The following is a 23,878-nucleotide window of genomic DNA, read 5'->3' as shown; positions in this document are numbered from 1 at the left end:
TCAGACCGCGGTCAGCTCCCGGTCGGTGTCGTCCTGCACCACCAGGCCGGTCGGCTGGGGCACGACCTCGAACTCGTCGGTGTCGGCGTCCAGCCCCCCACCGGCCTCGAGCTCGGCGTGGACGGCCTGGATCGACTCGTCGGAGAGCCGGTCGGTCTGGTCCATCTGGGCCCGGCTCACCTTGACCAGCTCGGTCGTCCCCCACGTCAGGTCGTGCCCGACCGTGTAGGCGTCGATCTCCACCGAGGTGGCGGGGATGTTGTCGTTGCGCATCCACTGGTTGACCCGCATCCGCCCGTAGACGACGACCGGGTCACCCTTCTTCAGCGAGTTGCCGACGTTGGCCCCGAGGGTCCGGAACGCCGTGACGTTGAAGAAGTTGGTCGGACCGTCCTCGTACTCCCGGGTCTGCGGGTTGGGCCGGCGCACGGTCGACGCCAGCCGGAAGGCCGTGAAGGGCACTCCCCCGCGCGTCGTCCTCGACTCCGGGTTGGCCACGAGTCGTCCCTGGACCGTCGTGTAGATCTCGTTCATGTCGCTCACCTCGTCCTGTTCGTCCGTCCCCGTCAGCGGGGTTGGACGCAAGCGTCGTCAGGGACGAGGTGTGCTGGAAGGTGCCCCGACCGAGCCTGTGGACGGCGACACCGGATCAGCCCGCCTGTGGACGAGGTCAGGCAGCCGCGCGGTCGAGTCCCTCACGGGTCCGGCGGTGGCGGGCCAGCACGGCACGCACCGGGCCGACGATCCGCTCGGCGGCAACCTCGGCCACCGCCGCGGTGAGCCGGCCGCGGATGACCCGGCCCCGGCGGCGCGCACCGATGCGGGCCAGCCACCGGGCCAGCGCAGCCAGCGCGAGACCCAGGAGCAGACCTCCGGCGAACATCAGCAGCGGATAGGGCACCGGCCCGAGGGTCGGCGTGCTGATGTCGGGGAGCGCCAACCAGCCCAGGACGACCAGCACCACGAGCCACACGAGCCCGAGGACGGCGACCAGTGACAGCAGGAGCTGGGCGATGCCGAAGACGCGCCACCACAGCGGGGCCCGCATCCGCAAGGACGTGCCGACCACGGCCTGGTCGAGGGCGTCGGCGAGCTCGGGCCCGGGCGGGGTCGCTGCGTCGGAGACGGCCTCGGCCCAGCGGTGCGGCAGCCCCTCGGCGGCACGGTCTCCCACGCCTCGCGTCGCGAGGTCGACCGCAGCGCGGGCGGCCGGGGTGGGCGGCGGCAGGGACGAGCGGCCGAGGACCGAGCGGACGTCGCCCGCGGTGACGGCGAGCTTCTGCTCCACGGAGTCGGTGGTGTTGAGGCGCAGCCGCTTCATCGGGTCCGGGCGCAGGGCACGGACCCAGCGGGTGAACGGCCACCCGGTGCGGCTCCACGCCTGGTTGCGGTAGTCGCGCTCGACTGCGGCGACCACCGTGGGGATGCCGGCGGCGCGGGACAGCGCCTCGACCAGGTCGGTGTCGACCTTCTCGGACAAGGTCGTCTCGGTGTCGGCGACGTCGGCGCGGAGGCGGCCGGCGGTGGCGCGGATGTCAGCGGCCAGACGGGCCTGCGCGGCGTTGCGGGCGGCCACCGCGGTGCCGAGGCGAAGGCCGAGCTCGTCGAGGCCGGAGCGGGTCGTCGCCGACGTCGCGAGCACCTGCACGCCGGCGATGCCGTCCTCGGCCGTGAGCCGGGCGAGGTCCCCGCGGATCTGCCTGACCGACTCGGCCGTCAGCCGGTCGGCCTGGTTGAGCACGACCACGGTGACCGCGTCGTGGTTCGCCAGCACCTTGAGGAAGTCGTCGTGCAGGCGGGCGTCGGCGTACTTCTGGGGGTCGGTCACCCAGACGAACACGTCGACCAGCTCCAGCACCCGCTCGGACTCCAGCCGGTGCGCCTCGACGCGCGAGTCGAAGTCGGGGAGGTCCAGCAGGACCAGCCCGTCGAGGTTCCACGCGGGTCCGGACCCCGCGGACCCGGTCGAGTCACCGACGGTGCCAGCCGCATTCGCGGCCGACCCGACGTGGTGGCGCTGGGCGACCTGGAGCCAGTCGAGCAGCTCGGTGGCGTCGTCCTCGCCCCACACCGCGGCGATGGGTCGCGAGGTGGTGGGCCGGCGGGCACCGACGGTGGCGACGGTCTCGCCGACGAGGGCGTTGAAGAGGCTGGACTTGCCGGAGCCCGTCGCCCCTGCGAGCGCGACGACGGTGTGGTCGCCGGAGACGGCGGTGCGGGCGGTGACCTTGTCGATCACGGCCCCGGCGTCGCGCACCCTGGCGGGGTCGAGCTGGGTCCCACCGGCCTCGAGGGCCTCACCGAGGGCGCCGGACCGTGCGACCAGCTCCTCCGCGCTCATGCCCTTGACCTTGCTCCGGCCCATGATCAACGGGCTCATCGAACCGCCTTCACCGCTGCTGCGGCATCCGCCAGGCGCTCGGCCCGGTCTTCCCTGATGTCCACGCCGTCCAGGACCCCGTCGTAGCGGGCCTGCTCGGCTGCATACAGCTCACTCACCCGCTCGAGCAGGCGCTTGCGCGCGCGGATCGCCATCTCACGCACCGCCTGGTCGCCGAAGATCGCCTCGAGCACCTTCTGGGCGAGCACCGCGGTGCCGCCGGCGATGCCGACCTCGGCGCCGGCCAGCAGGCCGCCGGTGTGCGCGAAGACCACGAGCATGAGGATCACCCCGATGCCGTTGAGTCCGTATGCCGCGATGCGGGCGGTGGTGCGCCGGTCCTTGCCCTCGCTGCGCACCATGTCGAGCAGCTCGCCCTGCCAGTCGCGCACGAGGCGTTCGACGGCGCCGGAGAACTCCGGGGAGGCCTTGGCCATGCCCGGGTGGTCGGCGAGGACGGGGTCGCCACCGGGGAGCTGGCGCCACTGGCGGACGACGGTCGCAGCGGCACCCTGGCCCTGCGACTCGATCAGCGCGGCGACGCCGGACTGGAGCGCCTCGCCGAGGTCGCCGGCCGGCGGCGGGGTGCCCTTGATGGCAGCGGTGATGCGGTCGCGGACCTTGGAGATCGTCGACTCGACCTGGCGGAAGAACTCGCCCGTGCCGACGTACTCCTGCCAGCGGGCCAGCACCTCGCCGCGCAGGAGGGTGCCGTCGGTCATGCCCTGCTCGACGTTCGTCAACGCCTCGCGGTAGGACTGCTCTGCCGTGGCGTGCAGGGCCGTCACCGCGGTGACCTGCTGGCGGGAGGAGCCCACGAGGGAGACGGTGCGCTCCTCGAGCGACCCGAGGGCGCCGTCGAGGGTCTGCTTGACGATGACGGCGCGGGCCCGGGCGTCGCTCGCGAGCGCGGACAGCCAGGACCGGAGCCGGGCGACGTCGGCCTCGGGCAGCCGGCCCTCGGAGGTGAGGGTGGCCTCGGGGATCCCGAAGATCGGGGCGGTGGACAGCCCCTGGTCCCGCAGCATCGAGGCCAGGTGGCTGCGGATGTCGGCCATCGCCTCGGGCGGCACCCGGTCGAGGACGATGGCGACGGCGGTGCCGCGTTCGGACGCCTGGCGCAGCAGGTCCCACGGGACGGCGTCGGCGTACCGCGCGGCTGTGGTGACGAACAGCCACAGGTCGGCGGCGGCGAGCAGCTGTCCCGCGAGCGCCCGGTTGGCACTGACGACGGAGTCGATGTCGGGGGCGTCGAGCAGTGCCATGCCCGGGGGCAGCGAGCTCGAGGCGACCAGGCGCAGGGAGCCGTCGCCGTCGCCCTCGCTGGCTGCACCGGTGACCCGGCTCAGTCCGGGGAGGATCCGGTCGTCGAGGAACCACCGCTCGTCCTTGGGGTGGTGGACCAGGACCGGGGTGGTGGTCGTCGGCCGGAGGACGCCGGAACGGCTGACCTGGGAGTCGACGATCGAGTTGACCAGCGTGGACTTGCCGGCCCCCGTCGAGCCTCCGACCACGGCGAGCAGCGGCGCGTCGAGGGAGCGCAGCCGCGGGATGACGTAGTCGTCGAGCTGCTTGAGCAGGGAGTCCCGCGTCGCACGGCCGGTGGCCACGCCGGGGATGTCGAGCGGCAGCGTCGCGTCTGCCACCTGGTCTCGAAGGGTCGTCACGGCGCCCAACATGGACATGGCGTCGTCCCTGGAAATCACACTGCAAGCCTAACGAACCGAACGCAGGCAACCTGCCACGACAGACCGGTTCGGCGCCCTCATCGGTAACGATCGGGTCGCCGGACCCTCGCCGGACCGTCGATGAGCCGGTGGTTCGTCCTTCAGGGACGTCGGAAGTAGCCCTCGTAGCCACTCGACGACGACCCGTCCCCACGGTCGGCACCACGCGGCGAGAGCCGTTCGACGGGGTCGATCTGCTCCACGTCGTCGACGAAGATCGAGTCGTCGTCGGTCGACGAGCGACGCCACCCGCCCGATCGCTCGAAGGGCGCCGCGGCGTCAGGTACGGCGTGGCCGGGCACCGCCTGCTCCCGACCTGCGAGGGCGTCCTCGAGCTCGTCCATGTCGGGGAGCCGGGCCCACCAGAGCCCCAGAGGGAGCAGCAGGAGGAGCACCCCGAGCGGCCAGGAGAGGTTCGTGACCACCTGCTCGTGGTAGCCGGGGCCGAAGTTGTCCTCGATCACCGAGGGGTCGGGCGAGTCGAACGGGCTGTCGGCGAAGAGGGCGACGACGCCCACCAGGGTGGCGGCAAGGGCGAGCAGGGTGGCCACAGCCCACAGGGTCAGCCACTCCCACCGCAGCACCCGGGTGTGGCTGACCGGCTGGCAGCGGTGGACGATCACGAGCAACCCGGCCAGCGCGAAGACGCTGACGAGCAGCGTGACGGGCATCCGGTAGCCACCGAAGAGCGCCATGCCCGTGATCCGTTGGATGAGGGACACCCCGGTCTCGGCGACCGGACCCGACCCGGAGAACTGCGCCCCCACGGTCCACGCGTACCGAGCCTCGAGGAAGGCACCGAGCAGCAGGACCGCCACGCCGATCTCGGCCACCCGCACGGTGAGGAACCACACCTGCGGCCCGTCCAGGTCTCTCGCCTTCGCCAGCATCCCCCACCCCTTCGTCGGTCCGACAAATCTAACCGTGCGACGGGCGTCCACAATGGGGCGATGCGCATCTTCGCCGCGATCGTGCCACCGGACGACGCCCTCGCCGACCTCGGCGACTTCCTCGAGCCGCGTCGCGACGCGGGCCCGGAGCTGCGCTGGACCGACCCCTCCCTGTGGCACGTCACCCTCGCCTTCATGGCCGACGTCCCCGAGCGTCGCCTCGACGACGTGGCCCTCGCGGTCGCGGAGGCCGCCGCCGCCCGTGAGCCCTTCGCGGCCAGGCTGCACGCCGGCGGCGCCTTCCCCCACGCCGGGGACGCCCGCGTGCTCTGGGTGGGGGTCGACGGCGGCGAGGACTCCTTGGACTCGTTGTCGACCCTGGCCCGCGGCGTCCGGTCGTCGTGCGCCCACGCCGGCGCGACTCCCGAAGGTGGCGGCTTCACGCCGCACCTCACCGTGGCCCGGGCCCGTCACCCCTTCGAGGCGACCCGCTGGCTGCGCGTCCTGGACGCCTACTCCGGGCCCGACTGGACCGCCGACGAGGTGACCCTGTTCGCGTCGCACGCCCCGTCCGGTGGGCGCCCCCGTCAGTACCGGCCCGTGGCGACCATGCCGCTGGGTGGCGAGGAGTGAGCGCACCGGACCCCGCGCTCGTCCCCGTCCTCGACGTCCACCCGTATGCGGCCCGCGCGGCCTTCGCCGCGCTCGTCGCCCACGCCGTGCCCGGCCTCGAACGGGTGGAGCCGTCCACGGGGACGTACGAGCGGCTGGTGTCGACCCCTGGCGGGCCGCGCCTGCTGCGAGCGGTGTTCGACCGCGACCGGATGTCCGTCGCGATCGCGACGGCCGGCTCCGGGCGGCCCCCTGCCGACATCACCCCCGCGGAGGTCGCGACCGTGCAGCTGCGGGTACGTCGGTGGCTCGACCTCGAGACCGACCTCGGAGCGGTCGCCGCCCACCTCGGTGGCGATCCGGTCCTCGGCCCGCTCGTCGCCGCGAATCCGACGCTGCGCATCCTCGGGACGTTCGACGGCTTCGAGGCGACCGTGATGACGGTGCTGGGTCAGCACGTGTCGCTCCGTGCGGCGCAGACCTTCGCAGGCCGTCTGGCGGCGCGCTGGGGCGCAGTCGACGCACTTTCTGACCTGCGCGAGTTCCCCACTGCTGCAACCCTTTCCGAGGTCGACCCGGCGGAGCTCCAGACCACGGTGGGTGTCACCGGCCAGCGCGCCCGGACCATCGTGGCGCTCGCCCGCGAGGTCGCGGACGGTCTCGAGATCGCGCCGGAGTCGGACCGGCGCGAGGTTCGTCGGAGGTTGCTGGCGCTGCCCGGGGTCGGACCGTGGACCGTCGACTACGTGGCCATGCGGGCCCTGCGCGACGCCGACGCGTTCCCCCACGGCGACCTGGTGCTGCGTCAGGCGCTCGCGCTGCCCACCCAGCGGGAGGTGCTGGCGCGGTCCCTGGACTGGGCGCCGTGGCGGGCCTATGCCGCGATCCACCTGTGGCACCACGCGGCATACGCAAAGCACCTCTGACGATGCTGAGAAGCTGCGCCAACGGACGCCCGCGGCCGTCCTAGACTGTCCGCGCACTGCCCCCGTAGCTCAGCTGGATAGAGCAAGAGCCTTCTAATCTCTAGGTCGCAGGTTCGAGTCCTGCCGGGGGCGCAATGTCGTCGAGATGCCAGCCACGACGTCCGGGGTCGCGGGAGCGTCCGCGGCTAGCGCGCGAGCTGGGCGGTGCGGCGCAGGGCCAGCTCGGCGAGCAGGGCCGCACCGTCCGGCACCACGGAGTCGTCGAAGTCGGCACGCGGCGAGTGGTTGTCCGGAGCCGCCTCGTGGTCGGACGCCGGGCAGGCGCTGAGGTTGACGTAGGCGCTCGGCACGAGCCGGCCGACGAACGAGAAGTCCTCCGAACCCATCTCCGGATCCCGTTGGTGGGTGTAGCGGTCCGCCCCGAACAGGTCGACGATCGTGTCCTTGGCGAAGGCGTACTCCGCCTCGTCGTTGACGGTCACCGGATAGCCGGGCAGGTGCTCGACCTCAGCGGTCAGGCCGTGCGCCGCGGCGAGCTGTGTCGAGAGCAGCTCGATCTTCGCGCTGACCTCGGCGCGCGCCTCCTCGGAGAGGCTGCGGACGGTCGCCTCGAACACCGCGTCGTCCGGGATGATGTTGTCCTTCGTGCCGCCGACGAACTTCCCCACCGTGATGACGACCGGGTCGAAGACGTTGAACTGACGGGTGACGAGCGTCTGGAGGGCCACGACGATCTCGCAGGCCACGGGGATCGGGTCCTTGGCGCGGAACGGCTGCGACCCGTGGCCGCCCTCCCCCACGATCCGCACCTTGACCTCGTCGGCCGCTGCCATCAGCGGGCCGGGCCGCCCGAACCACATGCCCTTGGGGTGCTCCGAGGAGTACACGTGCAACGCGTAGGCGGCGTCGACACGTCGCCCGGCCACGTCGAGCAGGCCCTCCTCGATCATCGGCTCGGCGCCTCCAGGGCCCTCCTCACCGGGCTGGAACATGAACACGACGTCGCCCTCGAGCTCGTCGCGCAGCTTGTGCAGGATCCGGGCGGCGCCGACCAGGCCGGCGACGTGCAGGTCGTGGCCGCAGGCGTGCATCCGGCCGACGTGCTTCGAGACGTACTCCAGGTCGAGGTCCTCGGTGACCGGCAGCGCATCCATGTCGCCGCGCAGCAGCACGACCGGGCGGTCCGCCCCGGTGCGCGACCCGCCGCGACCGCGCAGGACCGCGACGACTGACGACAGGTCCTCCCCGAGCGTGACCTCGAGGTCGAGTCCCTCCAACGCGTCGAGCACCGCGCGCTGGGTCAGCGGCAGGTCCATGCCGATCTCGGGCACCTGGTGCAGCTCGCGACGCAGGGTCACGAGGTCGGGGCCGATGGTCGAGGCGATGTCGAGGGTGCGCACGCCCTGCACGCTAGTACGCGCCGAGGAACTCCCGGCGTCGCGTGGTCAGCGCGTCGAGCAGCTCGCGCTCGGTCTGCAGCGCGTGGTCGTCCGCGGCGCTGTGGTGCATCCGTGCCCGCAGCAGCGCGAGCTCACTGGCGGAGTCCTGGAAGCTGCGCATCGACGCCAGCGAGGACCGCCCGGCCGAGCGCGCCCAGACGCGGGCGTTGCGACGGCCCGACATCGTCGAGAGCATCTGCACCTCGCTCGGCGAGAGCCAGCCGGCGTCCGCGTAGGCGCTGAGGTAGCGGCCGATGAGCCGCCCCTCGCGTCGACGGGCCCACACCACGAGCCCGACGAAGGCGATGAAGATCGGCACCTCGACCAGCACGTAGACCGTGAGCAGCCCGGCCCCGCCGGTGACGGCGGCGAGGTTCCAGACCGCGTGGAGAAGGGCGGCCAGGACGTACCCGGCGACGGGCGCCAGCACCCGGAGCGTGCGGCTGCGGGTGGTCGCGGCGATGCCGATGCCGATGCCGGTGAGCACCGTGAACATGGGGTGGGCGAACGGCGTGAACAGGCACCGCGCGATGAACGTCCCGGTCAGGGCCGCGTCACCGCCGTCGGCGTAGGCCATGCCGAGGTACTGGATGTTCTCGGTGAAGGCGAACCCGGCCGCCACGATGCCGGCGTAGACCATCCCGTCGATGATCCCGTCGAACTCGCGCCGTCGCAGGCGCCAGACGAGCAGGACGAGCAGTCCCTTGACGGCCTCCTCGACCAGGGGCGCGGAGAAGACGGCCGTCGCGAGGCTGGCTTCCTCGGCCCCGCCGGTGGCCGCCTGGAAGGCGATGTTGGCCCCGGTGTTGAAGATCCCGGCGACGAGCGCCGCGACCAGGGCGCCCCAGCCGAAGGCGACGAGCAGGTACCGGGTCGGCTCGGCCTCGAAGCGGTCGAGCCACAGGAAGGTGGGGATGACGATGCCCAGTGGGATCGCTGCAAGCAGGATGGCCAGCAGGCTGGTGACCACGCCGAGGGTGGCGCCGTAATAGACGGCCAGGACGATGGCGGCGAGCGCGAAGCCGATGACGATGACGCCCGCGAGCAGCCAGCGACGCAGGGTGCTGCGACCGCTGCGGCGCATCGGACCGGGTGCGGGCGCGCCGGGCACCCCCGCGGCATACCCCGCCTGTTGTCCCCACGTCATGACGGGCAGGTTAGTGCAGCCCTCGGCACGACGCGGCGCGCGTGTCCGGGGGTGGCCATATGGTGTGCGGGTGACGCAGAACCCCACGGACCGCTCCGTCAACGACCGCATCGTCTGGATCGACTGCGAGATGACCGGGCTCTCCCTCGAGAACGACGCCCTCATCGAGGTCGCGGCGCTCGTGACCGACTTCGAGCTCAACCAGCTCGGCGACGGTGTCGACGTCGTGATCGCCCCGCCTCCCGGCGCCCTGGAGCAGATGGACGACTTCGTGCGCGACATGCACACGACCTCCGGCCTGCTCGAGGAGCTCGCGGGCGGCACGACGATGGAGGCCGCGGAGAAGCTCGTCCTCGACTACATCCGCGAGTGGGTGCCCGAGCCGCGCAAGGCCCCGTTGGGCGGCAACACCGTGGGCACCGACCGCAACTTCCTGGCGCGCGACATGGCCGAGCTCGAGGCCCACCTGCACTACCGCATCATCGACGTCTCCTCGATCAAGGAGCTGTCCCGTCGCTGGTACCCGCGGGCCTACTTCGGCTCCCCCAAGAAGTCCGGCGGCCACCGCGCGCTCGCCGACATCCGCGAGTCGATCGCCGAGCTCCGCTACTACCGCGAGGCCGTGTTCGTGGCCCAGCCCGGACCGGACAGCGCCACCGCCAAGTCCATCGCCTCCCGGCACGTCGTGGACCACGGGCCCGCGGCCGGCGACGCGACCGCTGCCGACACCGGCGGCACGGCCGGCGGCGACACCGCCTGACCGTGAGCCCGTATGGAGCGGACCGGGGTCCGCGCCGGGCCGGCCTCCCCGGGGTGGTCACGACCACTGCTCGGGAGCAGGTACGATGGTCCACGCTTCCGCGGCCGGCTTTCGAGTCCGGTCGTGTCGCATGGTGGGCGTAGCTCAGCTGGTAGAGCACCGCGTTGTGGTCGCGGGGGTCGCGGGTTCAAGCCCCGTCGCTCACCCCATACCGAGAACGGCCTCCGGGTCCGCAGAGATGCGGAGCCGGGGGCCGTTCTCGCGTCCCCGGGAGGTCGTCGGGAAAGTTCTTCCCCCAGTTCCCCCATTTTCCTTCCGTCACGGCTCTCGCAGCGTCAGGATGTGCAGCGGCCGGGGGGACCGCAGCGAGGTGGTCGTACGGCCCGACGAAGGGGGAAGTCATGTCGGTACGACGTCTGCTGGGGGGCGCGCTGGCGTTCCTCGTCGCCGGAGCGGTGGTGGTCCCTGCGACGACCACCGCAGCCTCCGGCGCCACACCTGCTCCTGATCGCACGAGTGCGATCGAGGCACGCCGGGTGGACTCGGTGCCCAAGCCCGCGATCACGTGGTTCGACTGCAGCGTGGTGACCCCGCGGGCCGCCTGCGGCACCGTCAAGCTGCCGTTGGACTACGACCAGCCGAAGGGTGCCACCACCGAGGTGGCCCTGCTGCGCGTCAAGGTAGCCGACCCGTCCAAGCGGCTCGGGACGCTGTTCGTCAACCCGGGTGGCCCTGGTGGTTCGGGCGTGATCCTGGCCGCCTCGGCGCGGGAGTTCCTCAGCCCGGCCCTGCTCGCCCGCTTCGACATCGTCGGTGTCGACCCCCGCGGCATCAACTTCAGCGACAACGTCCGCTGCTTCAAGGACCTCGGCGCCCAGGCGAAGGCCCTCGGGCCGATCCTGGAGACGCCGTTCCCGACGACGGCCGCGGGGCGCAACGCCTACGTCGCCTCCGCCATGGCGTTCGGGCGGGGCTGCTCCTCGAGCGGACAGGCCCTCGGCGCGTCCATGTCGACGGCCGAGGTGGCGCGTGACATGGACGTGCTCCGTCGCACCTTCGGAGACGCGAAGCTCAACTACCTCGGGTTCTCGTACGGCACCTACCTCGGGCAGACCTACGCCAACATGTTCCCCGACCGCGTGCGCGCGGTGGCGATCGATGGCGTCCTCGACCCCATCGCCTGGGCAGGCACCGAGGGCGCGACGATCCAGCCGCAGACGCAGCGGATCAAGTCCGGCGAAGGCGCTCACAACGCATTACTGAAGGTGCTGGACGTCTGCAAGGCGAAGGGCCCCGACTACTGCATGCTGGCCCAGCTCGGCGACCCCCGCCAGACCTACGCCGAGGTCATCAGCAAGATCAAGGCCAACCCGATCGTCTTCACGGACGAGGACACGGGCGAGGTGGTCTTCACCATCGACTACGCCTTCATGGTGTCGATCCTGCTGAGCGACCTCTACAACCCGGACGGCCCCATGTTCGTCGACTGGGACCTGACCGGCTTCGCCCAGATGCTCGAGGACCCGATGGCCCGCAAGGCGAGCACCCGCGCCACCGCTCTGTCCATGCAGGCCCGCCTGGCGGCCGCGAAGGACAGCGACAAGGCCACCAAGGCCCAGCTCGCCAAGGCCGGTGCCCGCGCCGGCTGGGCCTTCCCGTACGACAACTCGCCCGAGGCGTTCCAGTCCGTGCTGTGCACCGACAGCCGCAACCCGAGCTCGGCGCGTCTGTGGCCGTACTTCACGGCGAGCGCCGAGCGCACCGCTCCCGGCTTCGGACCCCTGTGGTCCTGGGCGTCGGCTCCCTGCGCGTCGTCCACGTGGACGGTCACGGACGAGGACTCCTACCGCGGCCCGTTCACCAAGCGGACGGCCAACCCGGTGCTCGTCGTCGGCAACTACTGGGACCCGGCGACCAACTACGCCGGAGCCGTGAAGGCGTCGACGCTGCTGCCGAACAGCCGCCTCGTCAGCAGCGACAGCTGGGGACACACCGCCTACGGGACGTCCGCGTGCGTCACGAACGCGGTCGACTCCTACCTCATCGGGGTGAAGGTGCCGGCCGCCGGCGCCAAGTGCGTCGGTGACGTCCAGCCCTTCACGGAGAAGATCGACCAGGAGCCCTTCCCGGAGGAGCAGCTCCGCAGCGGCGCCTCGGCCCGCTCGCTGCCGCCGGTCGTCGCCCCGGTCCCTGGAGCGGTCCCGCGCCGCTGACGACCGCTCCACCGCTCCACCGACAGGGCGCCTCGACCGAGGCGCCCTGTCGCTCGTCAGCACCACCCCCGGGGGTCCACACTGGGACCGTGTCCGGTTGTTGCGACCCAGGCGGGTATCGCGCGGTGTTCGGGTCCGGGTTTGCCCGTCACCGCGAGCGCCGCTACCGCCGTCGCGGGCTGGGCCGCACCGAGCGGGAGATCGTCGCCTTCCTGACCCGACAGGGCATCGAAGGGGCGACGGTGCTCGAGATCGGCGGCGGGGTCGGTGAGATCCAGCTCGAGCTGCTCCGTGCCGGCGCCGCGTGCTCGATCAACCTCGAGCTCGTCCCTGCCTACGACGAGCCGGCCCGCCGGCTCTCGGACGCGGCAGGCCTCTCGTCGCGCATGGAGCGGCGCCTCATCGACATCGTCGTGTCCCCCGAGGACGTCCCGGTGGCCGACGTCGTCGTGCTGCACCGTGTCGTCTGCTGCTATCCCGACCACGAACGGCTGCTGGCCGCAGCCGCCGACCACGCCCGCCGGGTGGTGGTGTTCAGCCACCCTCCCCGCAACCCCATGAGTCGCGCGGCCTCGACGTTCGAGAACGCGCTGCTGCGGCTGCGGGGCCGGACCTTCCGCTCCTGGACGCACCCGCCGCAGGAGATGATCGACACCGTGGCCAGGCGTGGCTTCACCCTGGCCCACCAGCACGGCGGGCTCGTCTGGCACGTGCAGGGGCTCGTGCGCGAGGACGCCGTACCGGCCCCGCTCTGAGCAGGCGATCCCTGACCTCCCCGGCATCTCAGGCAGGATGGTCGGGTGTTCATGGAATCCGAAGGCAAGCGCAGGACCATCAGGATCACCGTGTGGGTGGCCGTGCTGGGGCTGCTGCTCGGCGTGCTTTCCTCGATCATCAGCGCCGTCGCCGCGGACGCCCACGCGGCGCTGAAGTCCATCAACCCTGCCGACGGCGGCACGGTGGCGACGGCCCCGCGCCAGGTGACGCTGGAGTTCAACGAGCCGATCGGCGCGAGCTTCGCCACCGTCACGGTGACCGGACCGTCCGGTGACGCCGGTGAGGGGCGCCCTCAGGTCGACGGCAGGACCGTCACCCAACCGCTCGCGGACTCGCTCCCCGATGGCAAGTACTCGGTGTCGTTCCGCGTGGTCAGTGAGGATGGTCACCCCGTGTCGGACACCACGACATTCACCATCACCGGGGCATCGGCGACGTCCTCCTCCGAGCCGGTGCCGGAGCCGACCACGACGTCCGGGGCGAACACGACGACGGCATCCCCGAGCACCTCGAGCACGAGCGAAAGCCCAGCCACGGCAACGACTTCCGCCGATGACGGCGGCCAGACGTTGCGCCTGGGGCTGGCCGTCGGCGTCGGCGCCCTCGCGGTGGCAGCAGGGACCGCACTGGTCGCCGCATCGCGTCGACGCGGCCGCTCCTGACCGACCCGGGAGCCGATTTCACGTCCCCGGCATCGTCCTGCTAATGTCTCTCCTCGCGCGCCATTAGCTCAATTGGCAGAGCAGCTGACTCTTAATCAGCGGGTTCGGGGTTCNAGGGGCCGGTCACCACCAGGTGACCGGCCCCTCGTACGTGCTGCCTCCGGGCACCAAGGGGACGCGAAGAGGCCTGCCGCGTTGGGCGACGTCTTCCCCCCTGGACCACGGCCGGGACACCAGTGGCGTCCCGGCCGCTGGGGACGTGCGATGGTTGGGGTCCATCGAGGAGACGAACACGTGCCGGACCAGCCACTGCCCACGCTCTGTGAGAGCTGCAACGAACCCATCGGCGCGGAACGGCTGGAGGCGCTCCCCCACGCCACCACCTGCTTCGCCTGCGCCAACCTGCGGCGCCCCCCGTCCCGGGGCCGCTCGCACTGACGTCCCGGCTCGGCCACGTTCGCGCGTGGCCGAGCCGCCGACCACTCCCCCCGTCCGGCCGTGCGCCGACCGTTGCTTCGTCCCGGAACGCGAGACACGCCCCGGACTTCGTGGACGGCTCTCGACGAGTCGTGCTCCACTGGAGGCATGTCTTCGACCACCGCAGTGATGCGCATGCACATGGCTTCCATGTGCTGCGGCGTCATGCGGTGTTGCTGCTGCGCCTGACCTCAGCCCGCACCAGCCCCGACGCCCTCTCGTGGCGTCGCCCGAACCCACCGGAGACGTTCCATGGCCACCAGCCACACGGCATACCGCCGAATCCACCTCGACCTCCTCCTGACCCAGGGGTCGGTATGTCGAATGCGTTGCCACCACACGCATCTCGCCATCCCACAGACGACCCCACAGACCATTCAGGAGCAGGACCATGACCGCCATCACGACCGCCGGGACCCCCGGCATCAACCGCTTCACCCGTAGCCAGCTGCTGCGCACCGCCGCTCTCTTCGCCACCGACCCGGACCTCGAGCGGCTGGTCGACCTCGACTCCCGCGAGCGCACCTGGCACCGGCTCGACGCGACCGACCACCTCGAGATCTGGCTGATCGGCTGGCCGGTCGGCACGTCCACCGGATGGCACGACCACCTCGAGTCCGAAGGCGCCTTCCTCACCGTCAAGGGCACGCTGGCAGAGCACTCGTGGTCGCAGCGCACCGTCCACGAGCGCCTGCTCACCGCCGGCGAGGGCCGCACGTTCGGAAGCCACCACGTCCACGACGTGCACAACCTCGGGGACTCCCCGGCCCTGTCGGTGCACGTCTACTCCCCTGCCCTGCGCGGGATGACCCGGTACGCGCTGCTCGACGGCGCCCTGCACGCCACCGGCGTCGAGAAGGCCGGTGAGCAGTGGTGACCGTCACGACCGAGAACCCGCGCACCGCTGTGGTGCACGCCACGACGTCGACGCGGCCCGCCGGGCACTGGGAGACCCAGCTGTTCAGCTCACCCGCGTCCACCACGCACGCCCGGGGCTGGGAGGCACCGACCTACGCGGGGATCGACGACCAGCTTGCCGATGCCCGCAGCCGCCTGCGTCGCATCAGCGTCCGCGCGGCCTACCAGGAAGTCCTCCACGGACGCGCCCTGCTTGTCGACATCCGTCCGGCGGCCCAGCGCGCTGCCGAGGGCGAGGTCGCTGCCCACCTGGCCCCACTGGTCGTCGAGCGCAACGTCCTCGAGTGGAGGTTCGACCCGCGGCACGAGGCCCGGCTCCCCCAGGCCGGCTGGGACACGCGGGCGCTCGTCCTGTGCCAGGAGGGATTCACCTCGTCGCTCGCGGCCGACGCGCTGCTGCGCCTTGGCGTGACGCGGTCGACCGACGTGGTCGGCGGGTTCAGGGCCTGGCGCGAGGCCGGTCTGCCGGTCCAGCCTCAGAGGTAGAGGCCGGTCTGGCCGTCCTCGCTGACGCGGGCGGCGGCCACCGCGTGCAGGTCCTTCTCGCGCAGCAGCACGTAGTCCTTGGACTGCAGCTCGACCTCGGCACGCTCCTCGGGGTCGAAGAGCACCCGGTCCCCGACCTCGACCTGCCGCACGTTCTGGCCGGTGGCGACCACGGTCGCCCAGGCCAGGCGTCGCCCGACGCTGGCCGTGGCAGGAATGACGATGCCGCCGCCGGAACGGCGTTCGCCACCCTCGCCCTCGAGCGAGACGAGCACGCGGTCGTGCAGCATCCGGATGGGCAGCCGGTCCGCGGCACGAGCCCGAGACGCCGACCCGAGCGGCGTGGAGGAGTCCTCAGCCACGACGCCGGCGCGCGGCCCCGAGGCCGAGCAGCGCGACCGCAGCAGCCGCCAGCGCGGCGACCCGCTCCGTGCGCAGCTCGCCCGAGGGCGTGCGGGTGGCCTCGGTGAACTTCTCCTTGGCCGTCGCGACCTGGCGTCGCGCGATCTCCTGCGGCGCGGTCCGGGTGTGCAGCTCGTCGACGGTGCCGGCGAGGCGGTCACGGGCCGCAGCGATCTCGGCCTCGATCTGCTCCACGGACTTGCTGGAGGGGGTGTCGCTCATGGCGGTGGCTCCTTGGGGTGAACGGGTGCGGCGCCCCGGAGGGGCGGGCAGGCGAGCGGCAGCGGTATGGCGCTCAGTCGAGGCCGAGGTCGCGGCGCAGCTTGGCGACGTGGCCGGTGGCCTTGACGTTGTAGAAGGCGTGCGACACGGCACCGTCCTCGTCCACGACGACGGTGCTCCGGATGACCCCCTCCACGGTCTTGCCGTAGAGCCTCTTCTCGCCGAACGCGCCATACGCGTCCATGACGGCGCGGTCCGCGTCGGACAGGAGGGTGATCGACAACCCGTCCTTCTCGCGGAACTTCGCGAGCTTGGTCGGGCTGTCGGGAGAGATGCCGAGGACCTCGTAGCCCTCGCCCTTGAGGGTGTTGATGTTGTCGCTGAAGTCGCATGCCTGCGTGGTGCAGCCGGGCGTCATCGCGGCGGGGTAGAAGTAGACGATGACCTTGCGTCCGCGCAGGCCGGACAGAGAGACCTCGCCGCCCTGGTCGTCGGGCAGCGTGAAGTCGGGGGCGGCGTCGCCGGGGCTGAGTCGTGCGCTCACGGTCGCGGTGCTCCTCACGGGTGTCGGTCGGCGGATCGGGTGGGCGACCCCATCGCTAATTGCGAACTCTTTGCAATAGGGTGATGATCGGTCTGCGGCAAACCTATCCCAGCAGCGGCCGCAGCACCCGAGCAGGCAGGAGCACCCGTGCACGTCCCCGATGGCTTCCTCAACGCGCCGACCTCGGTCGGGACGGCGGTGGTCGCCGCGGCTGCGGTCGGAGTGGCCCTGCGCGGATCGCGCCGCGAGCTCGACGACCGCACCGCGCCCCTCGCCGGACTGGTTGCGCTGTTCGTCTTCGCCACCCAGATGCTCAACTTCCCCATCGCCGCGGGAACCTCCGGCCACCTCCTCGGAGGTGCCTTGGCCGCGGTGCTCGTGGGTCCCTTCACCGCGACGCTGGCGATCACCGTCGTGCTCATCGTGCAGGCGATCCTCATGGCGGACGGCGGCATCACGGCCCTCGGCACCAACATCACGCTCATGGGCGTCGTCGGCGTCTGGGTCGGGTGGGGAGTGTTCAAGCTCGCCCAGGCGATCCTTCCCAAGCGCATGGCCATGGTCGTCCCCGCGGCTGCCGTCGGCGCCTTCCTGTCCGTGCCGATCGCTGCCTTCACCTTCTCGGTCCTGTTCGCCTTGGGCGGGAACGCAGACGTGCCGTTCTCGACGGTGGCGTCGGCGATGGTCGGGGTGCACGTCGTCATCGGGGTCGGTGAGGCGGTCATCACGGCCCTGGCGGTCTCGAGCATCGTGCTGACCCGACCGGACCTCGTGTACGGCGCGAAACCGCTTCTGGCGCAACGCGAGCTGACGATCCGCACGGCGGTGACGGCATGACCCGCCGACTCCCCCAGCAGGACCGCAAGGGCGCCGAGCAGGAGCCCGAGGCCAGGCGGCGGGTGTCCACGCGCACGCTGCTCGTCCTGGGGGTGCTCGTCTCGCTGCTCCTCGCGGGAGTCGTGTCGTTCTACGCCTCGAGCCACCCGGACGGCCTGGAGTTCGTCGCCGGCGAGAAGGGCTTCCTCGGCAGCGCCACCGACCATGCCAGCAGCGGGTCACCGTTCGCCGAGTACGCCACGCGCGGCGTCGAGGACGCCCGACTGTCCGGGGGCATCGCCGGCGTCGTCGGAGTGGTCGTCGTCGGGGCCGTCGCCGGGGGCCTGTTCATGGTGCTGCGGCGCCGCGAGCACGACCAGCACGGCGACTGAGGTGGGCGCCGGCCACGGCCATCACCTGCACTTCCACGGGCACTCGCTGGTCCACCGCCTGCCCTCGCACGTCAAGCTCGTCACGCTGCTCACCTACGTCGTGGCCGTGGTCCTCACCCCGCGGACGGCCTACTGGGCGTATGGCGTCCACCTCCTGCTCGTCCTCGTCGCCCAGCGGGCGAGCCGGGTCCCGTTCCCCTACTTCGCCAAGCGGATGCTGGTGGAGACGCCCTTCGTGGTGTTCGCGCTGCTCGTGCCGTTCGTGGCGACCGGGCCCAAGGTCTCCCTGGGACCGCTGGAGCTGTCCGAGCAGGGACTGGTGTCCGGGTGGGCGCTGCTCGCCAAGGGAACCCTCGGCGTGATGGCCTCCCTCGTCGTCGCGACGACCACCGAGCCGCGGCACGTCGTCGCAGGCCTCGAGAAGCTGCGCCTGCCCAACCTGCTCGTGCAGATCATGGGATTCATGGTTCGCTACCTCGAGGTCGTCACCGCGGAGCTGGCCCGCATGAGGATCGCGCGCGAGTCACGTGGCTTCCGGGCCAGGTCGTTCCGGGCGTGGCCGGCGCTGGCCTCCACCGCCGGCGCCCTGTTCATCAGGTCCTACGAGAGAGGCGAACGCGTGCACCTCGCCATGCTGTCCCGCGGCTACCAGGGACAGCTCCCGGTCACCCACCCGCTGACGGCGACGTCCGCGCAGTGGCGCGTCGCCGGCGCCATACCGGCTCTCGCGGTCCTCACCCTGGCTGCGGCGGTGGCGCTGTGAGCACACCGGTCCTCGACGTCCAAGGGCTCGCCTTCGCCTACCCCGACGGCCACCAGGCGTTGTTCGGGGTGAACCTGCACGTGCACCGGGGCGAGCGCGTGGCGCTGCTCGGCCCGAACGGTGCCGGCAAGACGACTCTGGTGCTGCACCTCAACGGGATCCTCACTGCCGGAGCGGGATCGGTGTCGGTGTCGGGACTTCCCGTCACCCGCGACAACCTCATGGAGATCCGCCGCAGGGTCGGCGTCGTCTTCCAGGACCCCGACGACCAGCTGTTCATGCCCACGGTGCGGGCCGACGTGGAGTTCGGGCCCGCCAACCTCGGCCTGCGTGGGGTCGAGCTCGAGCGTCGGGTGGTCGACGCCCTCGACCGGGTCGGGATGGTGGACTTCATCGACCGACCCCCGCACCACCTGTCCTTCGGCCAGCGACGCCGGGTCGCGGTCGCCACCGTCCTGGCCATGGAGCCCGAGGTGCTCGTCCTGGACGAGCCGTCGTCCAACCTCGACCCGGCGTCGCGTCGCGAGCTCGCCGACATCATCCGGTCGCTCGACGTCACGGTGCTCATGGTGACCCACGACCTGCCCTACGCCTACGAGCTGTGCCCGCGGTCGGTCGTCCTGTCCGACGGGGTCGTGGTCGCCGACGACGCCACCCGGGACGTGCTGACGGACGACGCCCTCATGTCCGCGCACCGGCTCGAGCTGCCGTTCGGCTTTGACCCACGGAGCATCCCCGCACCCTGACCGCTCAGCAGTCTGAGGTCGGTGACCGCGTTCGGGAGCGCGTGGATGGGGAATCAGCGACGCCGTGGCGACCGTCCGCGGTTCGCACCCGTGGTGGGGGCGCCACTCGAGCGACGCCACGCGGTGAAGCTCGTGACCGGGCCGGAACCCGGACGCACGAGCCAGGGCCATGGGTGACGCTCGATCTCGAGACGTGAGGCAAGGCGTCGCCAGCCGGGGACCGGCGCCGCGGTGGCGGCGAGGGGACGTCCGCCGAGGACGGTGGCCGGGTCGCCGAGGTGCACCTCGACTTCGCGGCGGGTGGCGAGGTCGGCGAGGGCCTCCGCGACGAAGACGAGACGCTTGCCCGAGAGCCGTCGGACTCCGAGCAGCCTCTCGTCGAGGACGAGCACCGCGGGAAGGTCGGGGTGGGCCACGAGGGCCGGGTCGCCGTCTCCGAGGGACTCCCATGTCAGCCACACCGCCTCGGGCGTGGCACCGCTGTCGAGCGCCTCGACCGACGCCGGCCCGGCAGTGACGTGTGCGCGGGGGTCTGCGCGAAGCAGAGGATCCTGGTTCGTCACCGCGGGGCCGCTGGTCGAGTTCGGCCATCCGTCGATGGGGCAGTGGTCGTTGAGCGGGCAGGCCTCGCAGAGGCCGGGCGCGCGCTTGCGCACCTGCCAACGGCTGAAGCCGTACGGCTTGCCGGTGCCGGTGCCGATGGTCCACTGCCACCCCAACAGGTTGGCTGCCGCCGACCCGTCGAGCAGGTGTCGCTCGAAGTGCTCGGCCCCCTCGCGCCAGTCGAAGCCGGCCCGCACGGACCACTGCGAGGCGAGCCACATCCGGGTCTGGTTGACCAGCCAGCCGTCGCTCTCGAGCTCTCCGACGGCCAGGTCGACACAGGCCATCTCGCGGTTCCAGCCCCACTCCCCGTCGGGGGTGCGGCGGGGCGGTTCGTGGCGCAGCGGCGAGCGCAGGGCATCCCCGAGTCGGGCGTGCAGGTGTCGGGCGTACTCCTGCCAGAGCAGCTCGTCGCGGTACTTGTCCCGGTCGCGCCCGGGCCCGGAGGCCACGTGCGCCCACAGGGTGGGGAGGTCGATGAGGCCGTGGCGGACGTACGGGCTCAACCTGCTCGCCCCTCGCGCGCGTCGGGGCAGGACCTCGTTGCGGGCCCGCGCGTACCCGGTCACGTCGAAGGCGGCGAGGGCGGCGTCGGCAGCACTCTGACCACCGCGGAACCCGGGGCTGGCCCTCACCTCCGGTTCGAGCACGAGGTGGCCCACGTGCCGCTGCACCCAGGCGACCTCCTCGCCGACGGACGGGGTGGGTAGCCGGCTGCCCGGCCGCGCTCGGTCGGTGCCGGCGCTCACCGCGGTCGGCGCACGCGGAGCGGGCCCTTGAACTTGCTGGGGTCGACGACCTGTCCACCCTGGGTGATCTGGGCGCGCCCCGCTGCCACCAGCCGTCGGGCGGCCATCCGTGCCGGCTCCATCAGGCCGGACCAGTCGTCCGCACCGACAGCACGGGCCGCCTCCGACGGGCACACCGACGAGCTGGCCGACCGCCCGTCCAGCAGCGACCCCAGGGACGCCTCGAGCTTTCGATCGACGTCGCTCAGGCCGTGCTTGCGGCAGCTGTCCGAGCACCAGCGCACCGAGTCCCAGTAGCGAGCCCAGACCTTGCGCCAGGTGATGGTTCGACCGCACCGGGCGCAGGGCTTGGACGGCAAGGGGGGACGGGACACCACGCCAGTCTGCCTGAGGCCACGGTGTCGGGCGCCCTGGCGGGGTGGTGGTCCTCCTCGGCGTCGAGGTGAGCTGGAACCGCCGGATCGAGCAAGTCTCTCCGACGTCCTGAAGTTCGCTGACGACCTCGGCGTCGGATACCTCGAGGGCGGCACACGTTCAGAGCCACTCGGCGGTGTCGGTCCCCCAACGGTGCCCGACATCGGCGAACTCCCTCGGCCCGCCGGCGATCTGGAACGCCGGCCGCGACTGGGTGACGGTCCCGTGAGAAGTCGCCCGAGCGAGGGTCCACGGCTCCACGTCGGTGACGGCCTCTGCCGGTCCGTCCAACGCGTCGGACTGGAGCAGCCAGTGGGCGGTGCGGGCGAGGTGGGCGGAGACGCTCCAGGTGCCTCCCTCGGTCGTCCGGTTCCTCAGTGCCGCAAGGACTCCCGCAGCGACCAGGTATCCCGTCGCGTGGTCCAGGGCCTGGGCCGGAAGTGCCCCGGGGGTCTGGCCGTCGACCGATTCGATCATCGCGATCCCGGTGGCTGCCTGCACGATGCTGTCGAACCCGCGACGGTCCCCCCACGGTCCTGACGGCGTCCAGGCCGACAGCGACGCGACGACAAGACCCGGATGGCTGCGGGCCAGCTCGTCGGAATGAAGACCGAACACCTCGAGGGCGCCCGGGCGGTATCCCGTGACCAGGACGTCGGCAGCGTCGAGAAGCTCGTGGAACCGTTGCCGCGCATGGGTTTCGTGCAGGTCGATCAACGTCGAGCGCTTGCCCGCACCGGTGTCGAGGTGCTGGAGCTCGATCTCGGGCAGGTGGGGGCTGTCGACGCGCAGCACGTCGCACCCGACGAAGGCCAGCGTGCGAGTGGCCACCGGCCCGGCGATCACGCGCGTCAGGTCCAGGACCCGCGGACGATCCGGGACCGGTATGGCGCCGGCGTCGCCGTCGCGGGTCACGGCCAGGACCTCGTGCGTCGACACCGCACGGGCGTGCTCCGAGGCCATCCACTCCCCGACCGACCGCACCCGGACGGCGATCCCGTGGTCGGCGACGACGGCATCCTCCACGGATTGCGCTGTGCGCCCGGCGACGGCCGCCGCAACGTCCTGCCGTCCGGCGGTCTCGGGCAGGTCGAGCGCCCTCAGCAGCCGAGCGCGGTGGTGCGGGTAGTTGGCGTGCGTGCGCACCCATCCGTCGCTGGCCGCGAAGAACCCTGACAACGGGGCGAACCCGTCGATCGCAGCTCCATCGACGCGCAGCACCTGGTCGCTGCGGAAGGCGACGGCGACCTGTCGAGGATCCACGTGGACGCGCCCGCCCTCGGCCGCACCTTCGACACCAGCTCCGCGCAGAGCGAGTCCGGCGAGGCCAGCCGCAGCGACCGAGCCACAGGCGAGCGTGCTGACCGGGAGAGCCGACGGGAGGGCGTTTCCGGCCGGGAGGTCGAGGTGCCCGGCCGCATGCTCCTCATCCAGTCCGAGAACGGGGAGCACCTGCCGCAGCAACTGGTTCACGTCTCGACCCTAGGCGAGGTCGTAGCCCTCTGGAAGGAGCTCACCCACCGCAGCGGGAGCGTCGATGCGGTTCGTCACCGGGGCCAGCGGGCAGACCCAGCGGTAGTCGTAGACGCAGGACGGGTTGTACGCGAAGTTCAGGTCGACCACCCAGCTCTCGTCCTTGCGACCGAGGTCGCTGCCCTTGACCGTGTCGAGCACGTAGCGACCGGCGCCGTACGTCTCACGTCCGGCTGACCCGTCGCGCAGCGGCAGGAACACGCCGCCTCCGTAGGAGTCCAGCCACCACACGGCCACCTCGCCGAGGGCGCCGAGCGCCACGGTGCCGATCCCACTGAACGGCACGACACCGTTGGTGCCCGACGTGAACTCCCACGGGTCGAGCTCGGCCGGCACCACCGGGACCGTGAACCGGAAGGCCGGGTCGTATGCCGCGTGCCGCATCTGCTGCCCCGGCCGCCGGGGTGACGCGGGGTGCGTGTCGAACAGCTTGGTCCGCCGCTGCACCCAGAGGGCGTGCGCGGCTGCGGGTTCGGGCTCGTCGCGCACCGCGGCATACAGGGAGTGCACCTCGCGTCGCCACGACGCGACCTGCAGCGGCGGCGGATAGATGAGGTCGTTCTCGACGGCGGTCATGGTGGTGTCGGTCCTCCAGGGCGTGCTCGCGGATGAAGCGCTCGGCCCAGCGGTGCGGGGTTCGCCGGGTGATGGCGACCGCCAGGGGGCGGCCGTGCCCGACCACCGTGGCACGAACCTGCCGACGGTGCCCTGTGGGGGACCACGATCCCGACCGTCCATCGGCGGTCACGCCTGCTGCTCGACCCGGACCCGCTCGGCATCCGGTCCGGTGGCCGACGCTGCCGACGGCACGGACCGGGGCCAGGCCCACGCGTAGCGCAGCACGAGGGCGAGCACGACGAGCTCCAGCACGACGCCGAAACCGTAGTAGTACAGGTAGAACCCGCCCGCCACGTTGAAGACCGTGATGGGGACGTAGAGCGCGGCCACGCCGAGGTTCGTGAGGCGGTTCGCCCGAGGTTTCAGGACCGCCGTCAGCACGATCATGAAGATCGGCACCGACACGATGGTCAGAGCGGTGATCGAGAAGGCCTGCGAGAGGTCGAACGTGTGGACCTTTCCGTCGAGGATGTCCTCGACGGTGCCGGGCGTGTAGAAGCCGAGGATGTCCACGTAGGCGTACAGCAGCGCGAAGCTCGTCCACGCTGCGACGAGCTTGGCCCTGACGGGGAGTCGCTGGTCCTCGAGGGTGACTGGGGTGGGGCGGTGGGTGCTCATGGTGGGCTCCATCTCTGCGGTGGGGTTCGACACGTCGACGATCT

Annotated in this window: 27 protein-coding genes and 2 tRNA genes; 15 read left to right on the top strand and 14 right to left on the bottom strand. The window is 71.7% G+C overall.

Annotation, left to right across the window (positions count from 1 at the left end; genetic code table 11):
• The 4 genes from ABD286_RS14840 to ABD286_RS14825 all read right to left on the bottom strand — a co-directional run bounded on the left by ABD286_RS14840 (position 1) and on the right by ABD286_RS14825 (position 4,997).
• The gene (locus ABD286_RS14840) at positions 1-534 is read right to left on the bottom strand and encodes a single-stranded DNA-binding protein (RefSeq protein WP_344194847.1); all 534 of its coding nucleotides are present in this window, start codon (positions 532-534) and stop codon (positions 1-3) included.
• 136 nt (positions 535-670) lie between these two features.
• Positions 671-2,380: a dynamin family protein gene (locus ABD286_RS14835; RefSeq protein WP_344194845.1), complete on the bottom strand. Its 1,710-nt coding sequence runs from the start codon at positions 2,378-2,380 to the stop codon at positions 671-673.
• Complete coding sequence (locus ABD286_RS14830; RefSeq protein WP_344194843.1) at positions 2,377-4,047, bottom strand: GTPase family protein; 1,671 nt, start codon at positions 4,045-4,047, stop codon at positions 2,377-2,379. Before ABD286_RS14830 ends, ABD286_RS14835 begins: the two co-directional genes overlap by 4 nt.
• A 161-nt stretch (positions 4,048-4,208) precedes the next feature.
• Positions 4,209-4,997, bottom strand: coding sequence for a hypothetical protein (locus ABD286_RS14825; RefSeq protein WP_344194841.1), 789 nt, complete (start codon positions 4,995-4,997; stop codon positions 4,209-4,211).
• 60 nt (positions 4,998-5,057) lie between these two features.
• Between ABD286_RS14825 and thpR the strand changes: the two genes are divergently transcribed.
• From thpR to ABD286_RS14810, 3 genes are all read left to right on the top strand, one after another.
• Positions 5,058-5,630 (top strand): RNA 2',3'-cyclic phosphodiesterase, encoded by a 573-nt coding sequence (gene thpR / locus ABD286_RS14820; RefSeq protein WP_344194839.1) that lies wholly within the window; start codon positions 5,058-5,060, stop codon positions 5,628-5,630.
• A complete protein-coding gene (locus tag ABD286_RS14815) occupies positions 5,627-6,535 on the top strand; it encodes a DNA-3-methyladenine glycosylase family protein (protein WP_344194837.1) in 909 nt (302 codons plus the stop codon). The genes thpR and ABD286_RS14815 overlap by 4 nt, the downstream gene beginning before the upstream one ends.
• A 58-nt stretch (positions 6,536-6,593) precedes the next feature.
• Positions 6,594-6,667 (top strand) — tRNA-Arg (locus ABD286_RS14810).
• Between the two features lie 53 nt (positions 6,668-6,720).
• Here the strand turns inward: ABD286_RS14810 and ABD286_RS14805 are convergent.
• Complete coding sequence (locus ABD286_RS14805) at positions 6,721-7,935, bottom strand: M20 metallopeptidase family protein (RefSeq protein ID WP_344194835.1); 1,215 nt, start codon at positions 7,933-7,935, stop codon at positions 6,721-6,723.
• 10 nt (positions 7,936-7,945) lie between these two features.
• On the bottom strand, positions 7,946-9,121 hold the full coding sequence (locus tag ABD286_RS14800; RefSeq protein WP_344194833.1) for a PrsW family intramembrane metalloprotease: 1,176 nt from the start codon (positions 9,119-9,121) through the stop codon (positions 7,946-7,948).
• A 70-nt stretch (positions 9,122-9,191) separates the two neighbouring features.
• Between ABD286_RS14800 and orn the strand changes: the two genes are divergently transcribed.
• The 8 genes from orn (at position 9,192) to ABD286_RS14765 (ending at position 15,414) form a co-directional block, all read left to right on the top strand.
• On the top strand, positions 9,192-9,881 hold the full coding sequence (orn, locus tag ABD286_RS14795) for an oligoribonuclease (protein WP_344194831.1): 690 nt from the start codon (positions 9,192-9,194) through the stop codon (positions 9,879-9,881).
• A gap of 133 nt (positions 9,882-10,014) precedes the next feature.
• A tRNA-His gene (locus ABD286_RS14790) sits at positions 10,015-10,090 on the top strand.
• Positions 10,091-10,282: 192 nt separating this feature from the next.
• Entirely contained in the window at positions 10,283-12,094 is a 1,812-nt protein-coding gene (locus ABD286_RS14785; protein ID WP_344194829.1) for an alpha/beta hydrolase, read from the top strand.
• A gap of 125 nt (positions 12,095-12,219) precedes the next feature.
• Positions 12,220-12,849: a methyltransferase domain-containing protein gene (locus tag ABD286_RS14780; RefSeq protein WP_344194827.1), complete on the top strand. Its 630-nt coding sequence runs from the start codon at positions 12,220-12,222 to the stop codon at positions 12,847-12,849.
• Between the two features lie 51 nt (positions 12,850-12,900).
• Positions 12,901-13,533: a copper resistance CopC family protein gene (locus ABD286_RS14775; protein ID WP_344194825.1), complete on the top strand. Its 633-nt coding sequence runs from the start codon at positions 12,901-12,903 to the stop codon at positions 13,531-13,533.
• Positions 13,534-13,797: 264 nt separating this feature from the next.
• Entirely contained in the window at positions 13,798-13,971 is a 174-nt protein-coding gene (locus ABD286_RS18920) for a TraR/DksA family transcriptional regulator (RefSeq protein ID WP_425565400.1), read from the top strand.
• 430 nt (positions 13,972-14,401) lie between these two features.
• Positions 14,402-14,887, top strand: a complete 486-nt coding sequence (locus tag ABD286_RS14770) for a cupin domain-containing protein (RefSeq protein WP_344194823.1) — start codon at positions 14,402-14,404, stop codon at positions 14,885-14,887.
• The gene (locus ABD286_RS14765; protein WP_344194821.1) at positions 14,884-15,414 is read left to right on the top strand and encodes a rhodanese-like domain-containing protein; all 531 of its coding nucleotides are present in this window, start codon (positions 14,884-14,886) and stop codon (positions 15,412-15,414) included. The genes ABD286_RS14770 and ABD286_RS14765 overlap by 4 nt, the downstream gene beginning before the upstream one ends.
• On the opposite strand, the gene ABD286_RS14760 is transcribed toward ABD286_RS14765, so the two are convergent.
• The 3 genes from ABD286_RS14760 to bcp form a co-directional block, all read right to left on the bottom strand.
• Positions 15,405-15,704: a GroES family chaperonin gene (locus ABD286_RS14760; RefSeq protein ID WP_344195498.1), complete on the bottom strand. Its 300-nt coding sequence runs from the start codon at positions 15,702-15,704 to the stop codon at positions 15,405-15,407. The two genes, ABD286_RS14765 and ABD286_RS14760, sit on opposite strands and share 10 nt — an antisense overlap.
• 64 nt (positions 15,705-15,768) lie before the next feature.
• Entirely contained in the window at positions 15,769-16,038 is a 270-nt protein-coding gene (locus tag ABD286_RS14755) for a DUF3618 domain-containing protein (protein WP_344194819.1), read from the bottom strand.
• Between the two features lie 73 nt (positions 16,039-16,111).
• Positions 16,112-16,582 (bottom strand): thioredoxin-dependent thiol peroxidase, encoded by a 471-nt coding sequence (bcp, locus tag ABD286_RS14750; RefSeq protein WP_344194817.1) that lies wholly within the window; start codon positions 16,580-16,582, stop codon positions 16,112-16,114.
• Positions 16,583-16,729: 147 nt separating this feature from the next.
• Between bcp and ABD286_RS14745 the strand changes: the two genes are divergently transcribed.
• From ABD286_RS14745 to ABD286_RS14730, 4 genes are read left to right on the top strand one after another with little or no spacing between them, the layout of a single operon-like run.
• The gene (locus tag ABD286_RS14745; RefSeq protein ID WP_344194815.1) at positions 16,730-17,419 is read left to right on the top strand and encodes an energy-coupling factor ABC transporter permease; all 690 of its coding nucleotides are present in this window, start codon (positions 16,730-16,732) and stop codon (positions 17,417-17,419) included.
• Positions 17,416-17,790 (top strand): PDGLE domain-containing protein, encoded by a 375-nt coding sequence (locus ABD286_RS14740; protein ID WP_344194813.1) that lies wholly within the window; start codon positions 17,416-17,418, stop codon positions 17,788-17,790. The genes ABD286_RS14745 and ABD286_RS14740 overlap by 4 nt, the downstream gene beginning before the upstream one ends.
• Position 17,791: 1 nt before the next feature.
• Positions 17,792-18,553, top strand: coding sequence for a cobalt ECF transporter T component CbiQ (gene cbiQ / locus ABD286_RS14735; protein ID WP_344194811.1), 762 nt, complete (start codon positions 17,792-17,794; stop codon positions 18,551-18,553).
• Positions 18,550-19,299 (top strand): energy-coupling factor ABC transporter ATP-binding protein, encoded by a 750-nt coding sequence (locus ABD286_RS14730; protein WP_344194809.1) that lies wholly within the window; start codon positions 18,550-18,552, stop codon positions 19,297-19,299. The genes cbiQ and ABD286_RS14730 overlap by 4 nt, the downstream gene beginning before the upstream one ends.
• Before the next feature lie 53 nt (positions 19,300-19,352).
• Here the strand turns inward: ABD286_RS14730 and ABD286_RS14725 are convergent, their stop codons facing one another.
• The 5 genes from ABD286_RS14725 to ABD286_RS14705 form a co-directional block, all read right to left on the bottom strand.
• Positions 19,353-20,651, bottom strand: coding sequence for an FAD-binding domain-containing protein (locus ABD286_RS14725; protein ID WP_344194807.1), 1,299 nt, complete (start codon positions 20,649-20,651; stop codon positions 19,353-19,355).
• Positions 20,648-21,025 carry a DUF3253 domain-containing protein gene (locus ABD286_RS14720; RefSeq protein ID WP_344194805.1) on the bottom strand — a complete coding sequence of 126 codons (378 nt, stop codon included), beginning with the start codon at positions 21,023-21,025 and terminating at the stop codon, positions 20,648-20,650. The genes ABD286_RS14725 and ABD286_RS14720 overlap by 4 nt, the downstream gene beginning before the upstream one ends.
• A gap of 160 nt (positions 21,026-21,185) precedes the next feature.
• Positions 21,186-22,538 (bottom strand): CoA transferase, encoded by a 1,353-nt coding sequence (locus ABD286_RS14715; RefSeq protein WP_344194803.1) that lies wholly within the window; start codon positions 22,536-22,538, stop codon positions 21,186-21,188.
• A gap of 9 nt (positions 22,539-22,547) precedes the next feature.
• The gene (locus ABD286_RS14710; RefSeq protein ID WP_344194801.1) at positions 22,548-23,174 is read right to left on the bottom strand and encodes a DUF1684 domain-containing protein; all 627 of its coding nucleotides are present in this window, start codon (positions 23,172-23,174) and stop codon (positions 22,548-22,550) included.
• A 168-nt stretch (positions 23,175-23,342) separates the two neighbouring features.
• Positions 23,343-23,834: a DUF6326 family protein gene (locus ABD286_RS14705; RefSeq protein ID WP_344194799.1), complete on the bottom strand. Its 492-nt coding sequence runs from the start codon at positions 23,832-23,834 to the stop codon at positions 23,343-23,345.
• Positions 23,835-23,878 lie beyond the last annotated feature (44 nt).

The organism is Pedococcus aerophilus (genome assembly GCF_039532215.1).
Lineage (GTDB): Bacteria > Actinomycetota > Actinomycetes > Actinomycetales > Dermatophilaceae > Pedococcus > Pedococcus aerophilus.
This window is presented reverse-complemented; position numbering and strand designations above follow the sequence as displayed.

What these genes read in the sequence shown, in the direction of transcription:
- ABD286_RS14840 (WP_344194847.1), bottom strand. Translation starts at nt 534, where the DNA reads ATGAACGAGATCTACACGACGGTCCAGGGACGACTCGTGGCCAACCCG.
- ABD286_RS14835 (WP_344194845.1), bottom strand. Translation starts at nt 2,380, where the DNA reads ATGAGCCCGTTGATCATGGGCCGGAGCAAGGTCAAGGGCATGAGCGCG.
- ABD286_RS14825 (WP_344194841.1), bottom strand. Translation starts at nt 4,997, where the DNA reads ATGCTGGCGAAGGCGAGAGACCTGGACGGGCCGCAGGTGTGGTTCCTC.
- thpR (WP_344194839.1), top strand. Translation starts at nt 5,058, where the DNA reads ATGCGCATCTTCGCCGCGATCGTGCCACCGGACGACGCCCTCGCCGAC.
- ABD286_RS14800 (WP_344194833.1), bottom strand. Translation starts at nt 9,121, where the DNA reads ATGACGTGGGGACAACAGGCGGGGTATGCCGCGGGGGTGCCCGGCGCG.
- ABD286_RS14785 (WP_344194829.1), top strand. Translation starts at nt 10,283, where the DNA reads ATGTCGGTACGACGTCTGCTGGGGGGCGCGCTGGCGTTCCTCGTCGCC.
- ABD286_RS14775 (WP_344194825.1), top strand. Translation starts at nt 12,901, where the DNA reads ATGGAATCCGAAGGCAAGCGCAGGACCATCAGGATCACCGTGTGGGTG.
- ABD286_RS18920 (WP_425565400.1), top strand. Translation starts at nt 13,798, where the DNA reads ATGGTTGGGGTCCATCGAGGAGACGAACACGTGCCGGACCAGCCACTG.
- ABD286_RS14770 (WP_344194823.1), top strand. Translation starts at nt 14,402, where the DNA reads ATGACCGCCATCACGACCGCCGGGACCCCCGGCATCAACCGCTTCACC.
- ABD286_RS14760 (WP_344195498.1), bottom strand. Translation starts at nt 15,704, where the DNA reads ATGCTGCACGACCGCGTGCTCGTCTCGCTCGAGGGCGAGGGTGGCGAA.
- ABD286_RS14755 (WP_344194819.1), bottom strand. Translation starts at nt 16,038, where the DNA reads ATGAGCGACACCCCCTCCAGCAAGTCCGTGGAGCAGATCGAGGCCGAG.
- ABD286_RS14740 (WP_344194813.1), top strand. Translation starts at nt 17,416, where the DNA reads ATGACCCGCCGACTCCCCCAGCAGGACCGCAAGGGCGCCGAGCAGGAG.
- ABD286_RS14710 (WP_344194801.1), bottom strand. Translation starts at nt 23,174, where the DNA reads ATGACCGCCGTCGAGAACGACCTCATCTATCCGCCGCCGCTGCAGGTC.
- ABD286_RS14705 (WP_344194799.1), bottom strand. Translation starts at nt 23,834, where the DNA reads ATGAGCACCCACCGCCCCACCCCAGTCACCCTCGAGGACCAGCGACTC.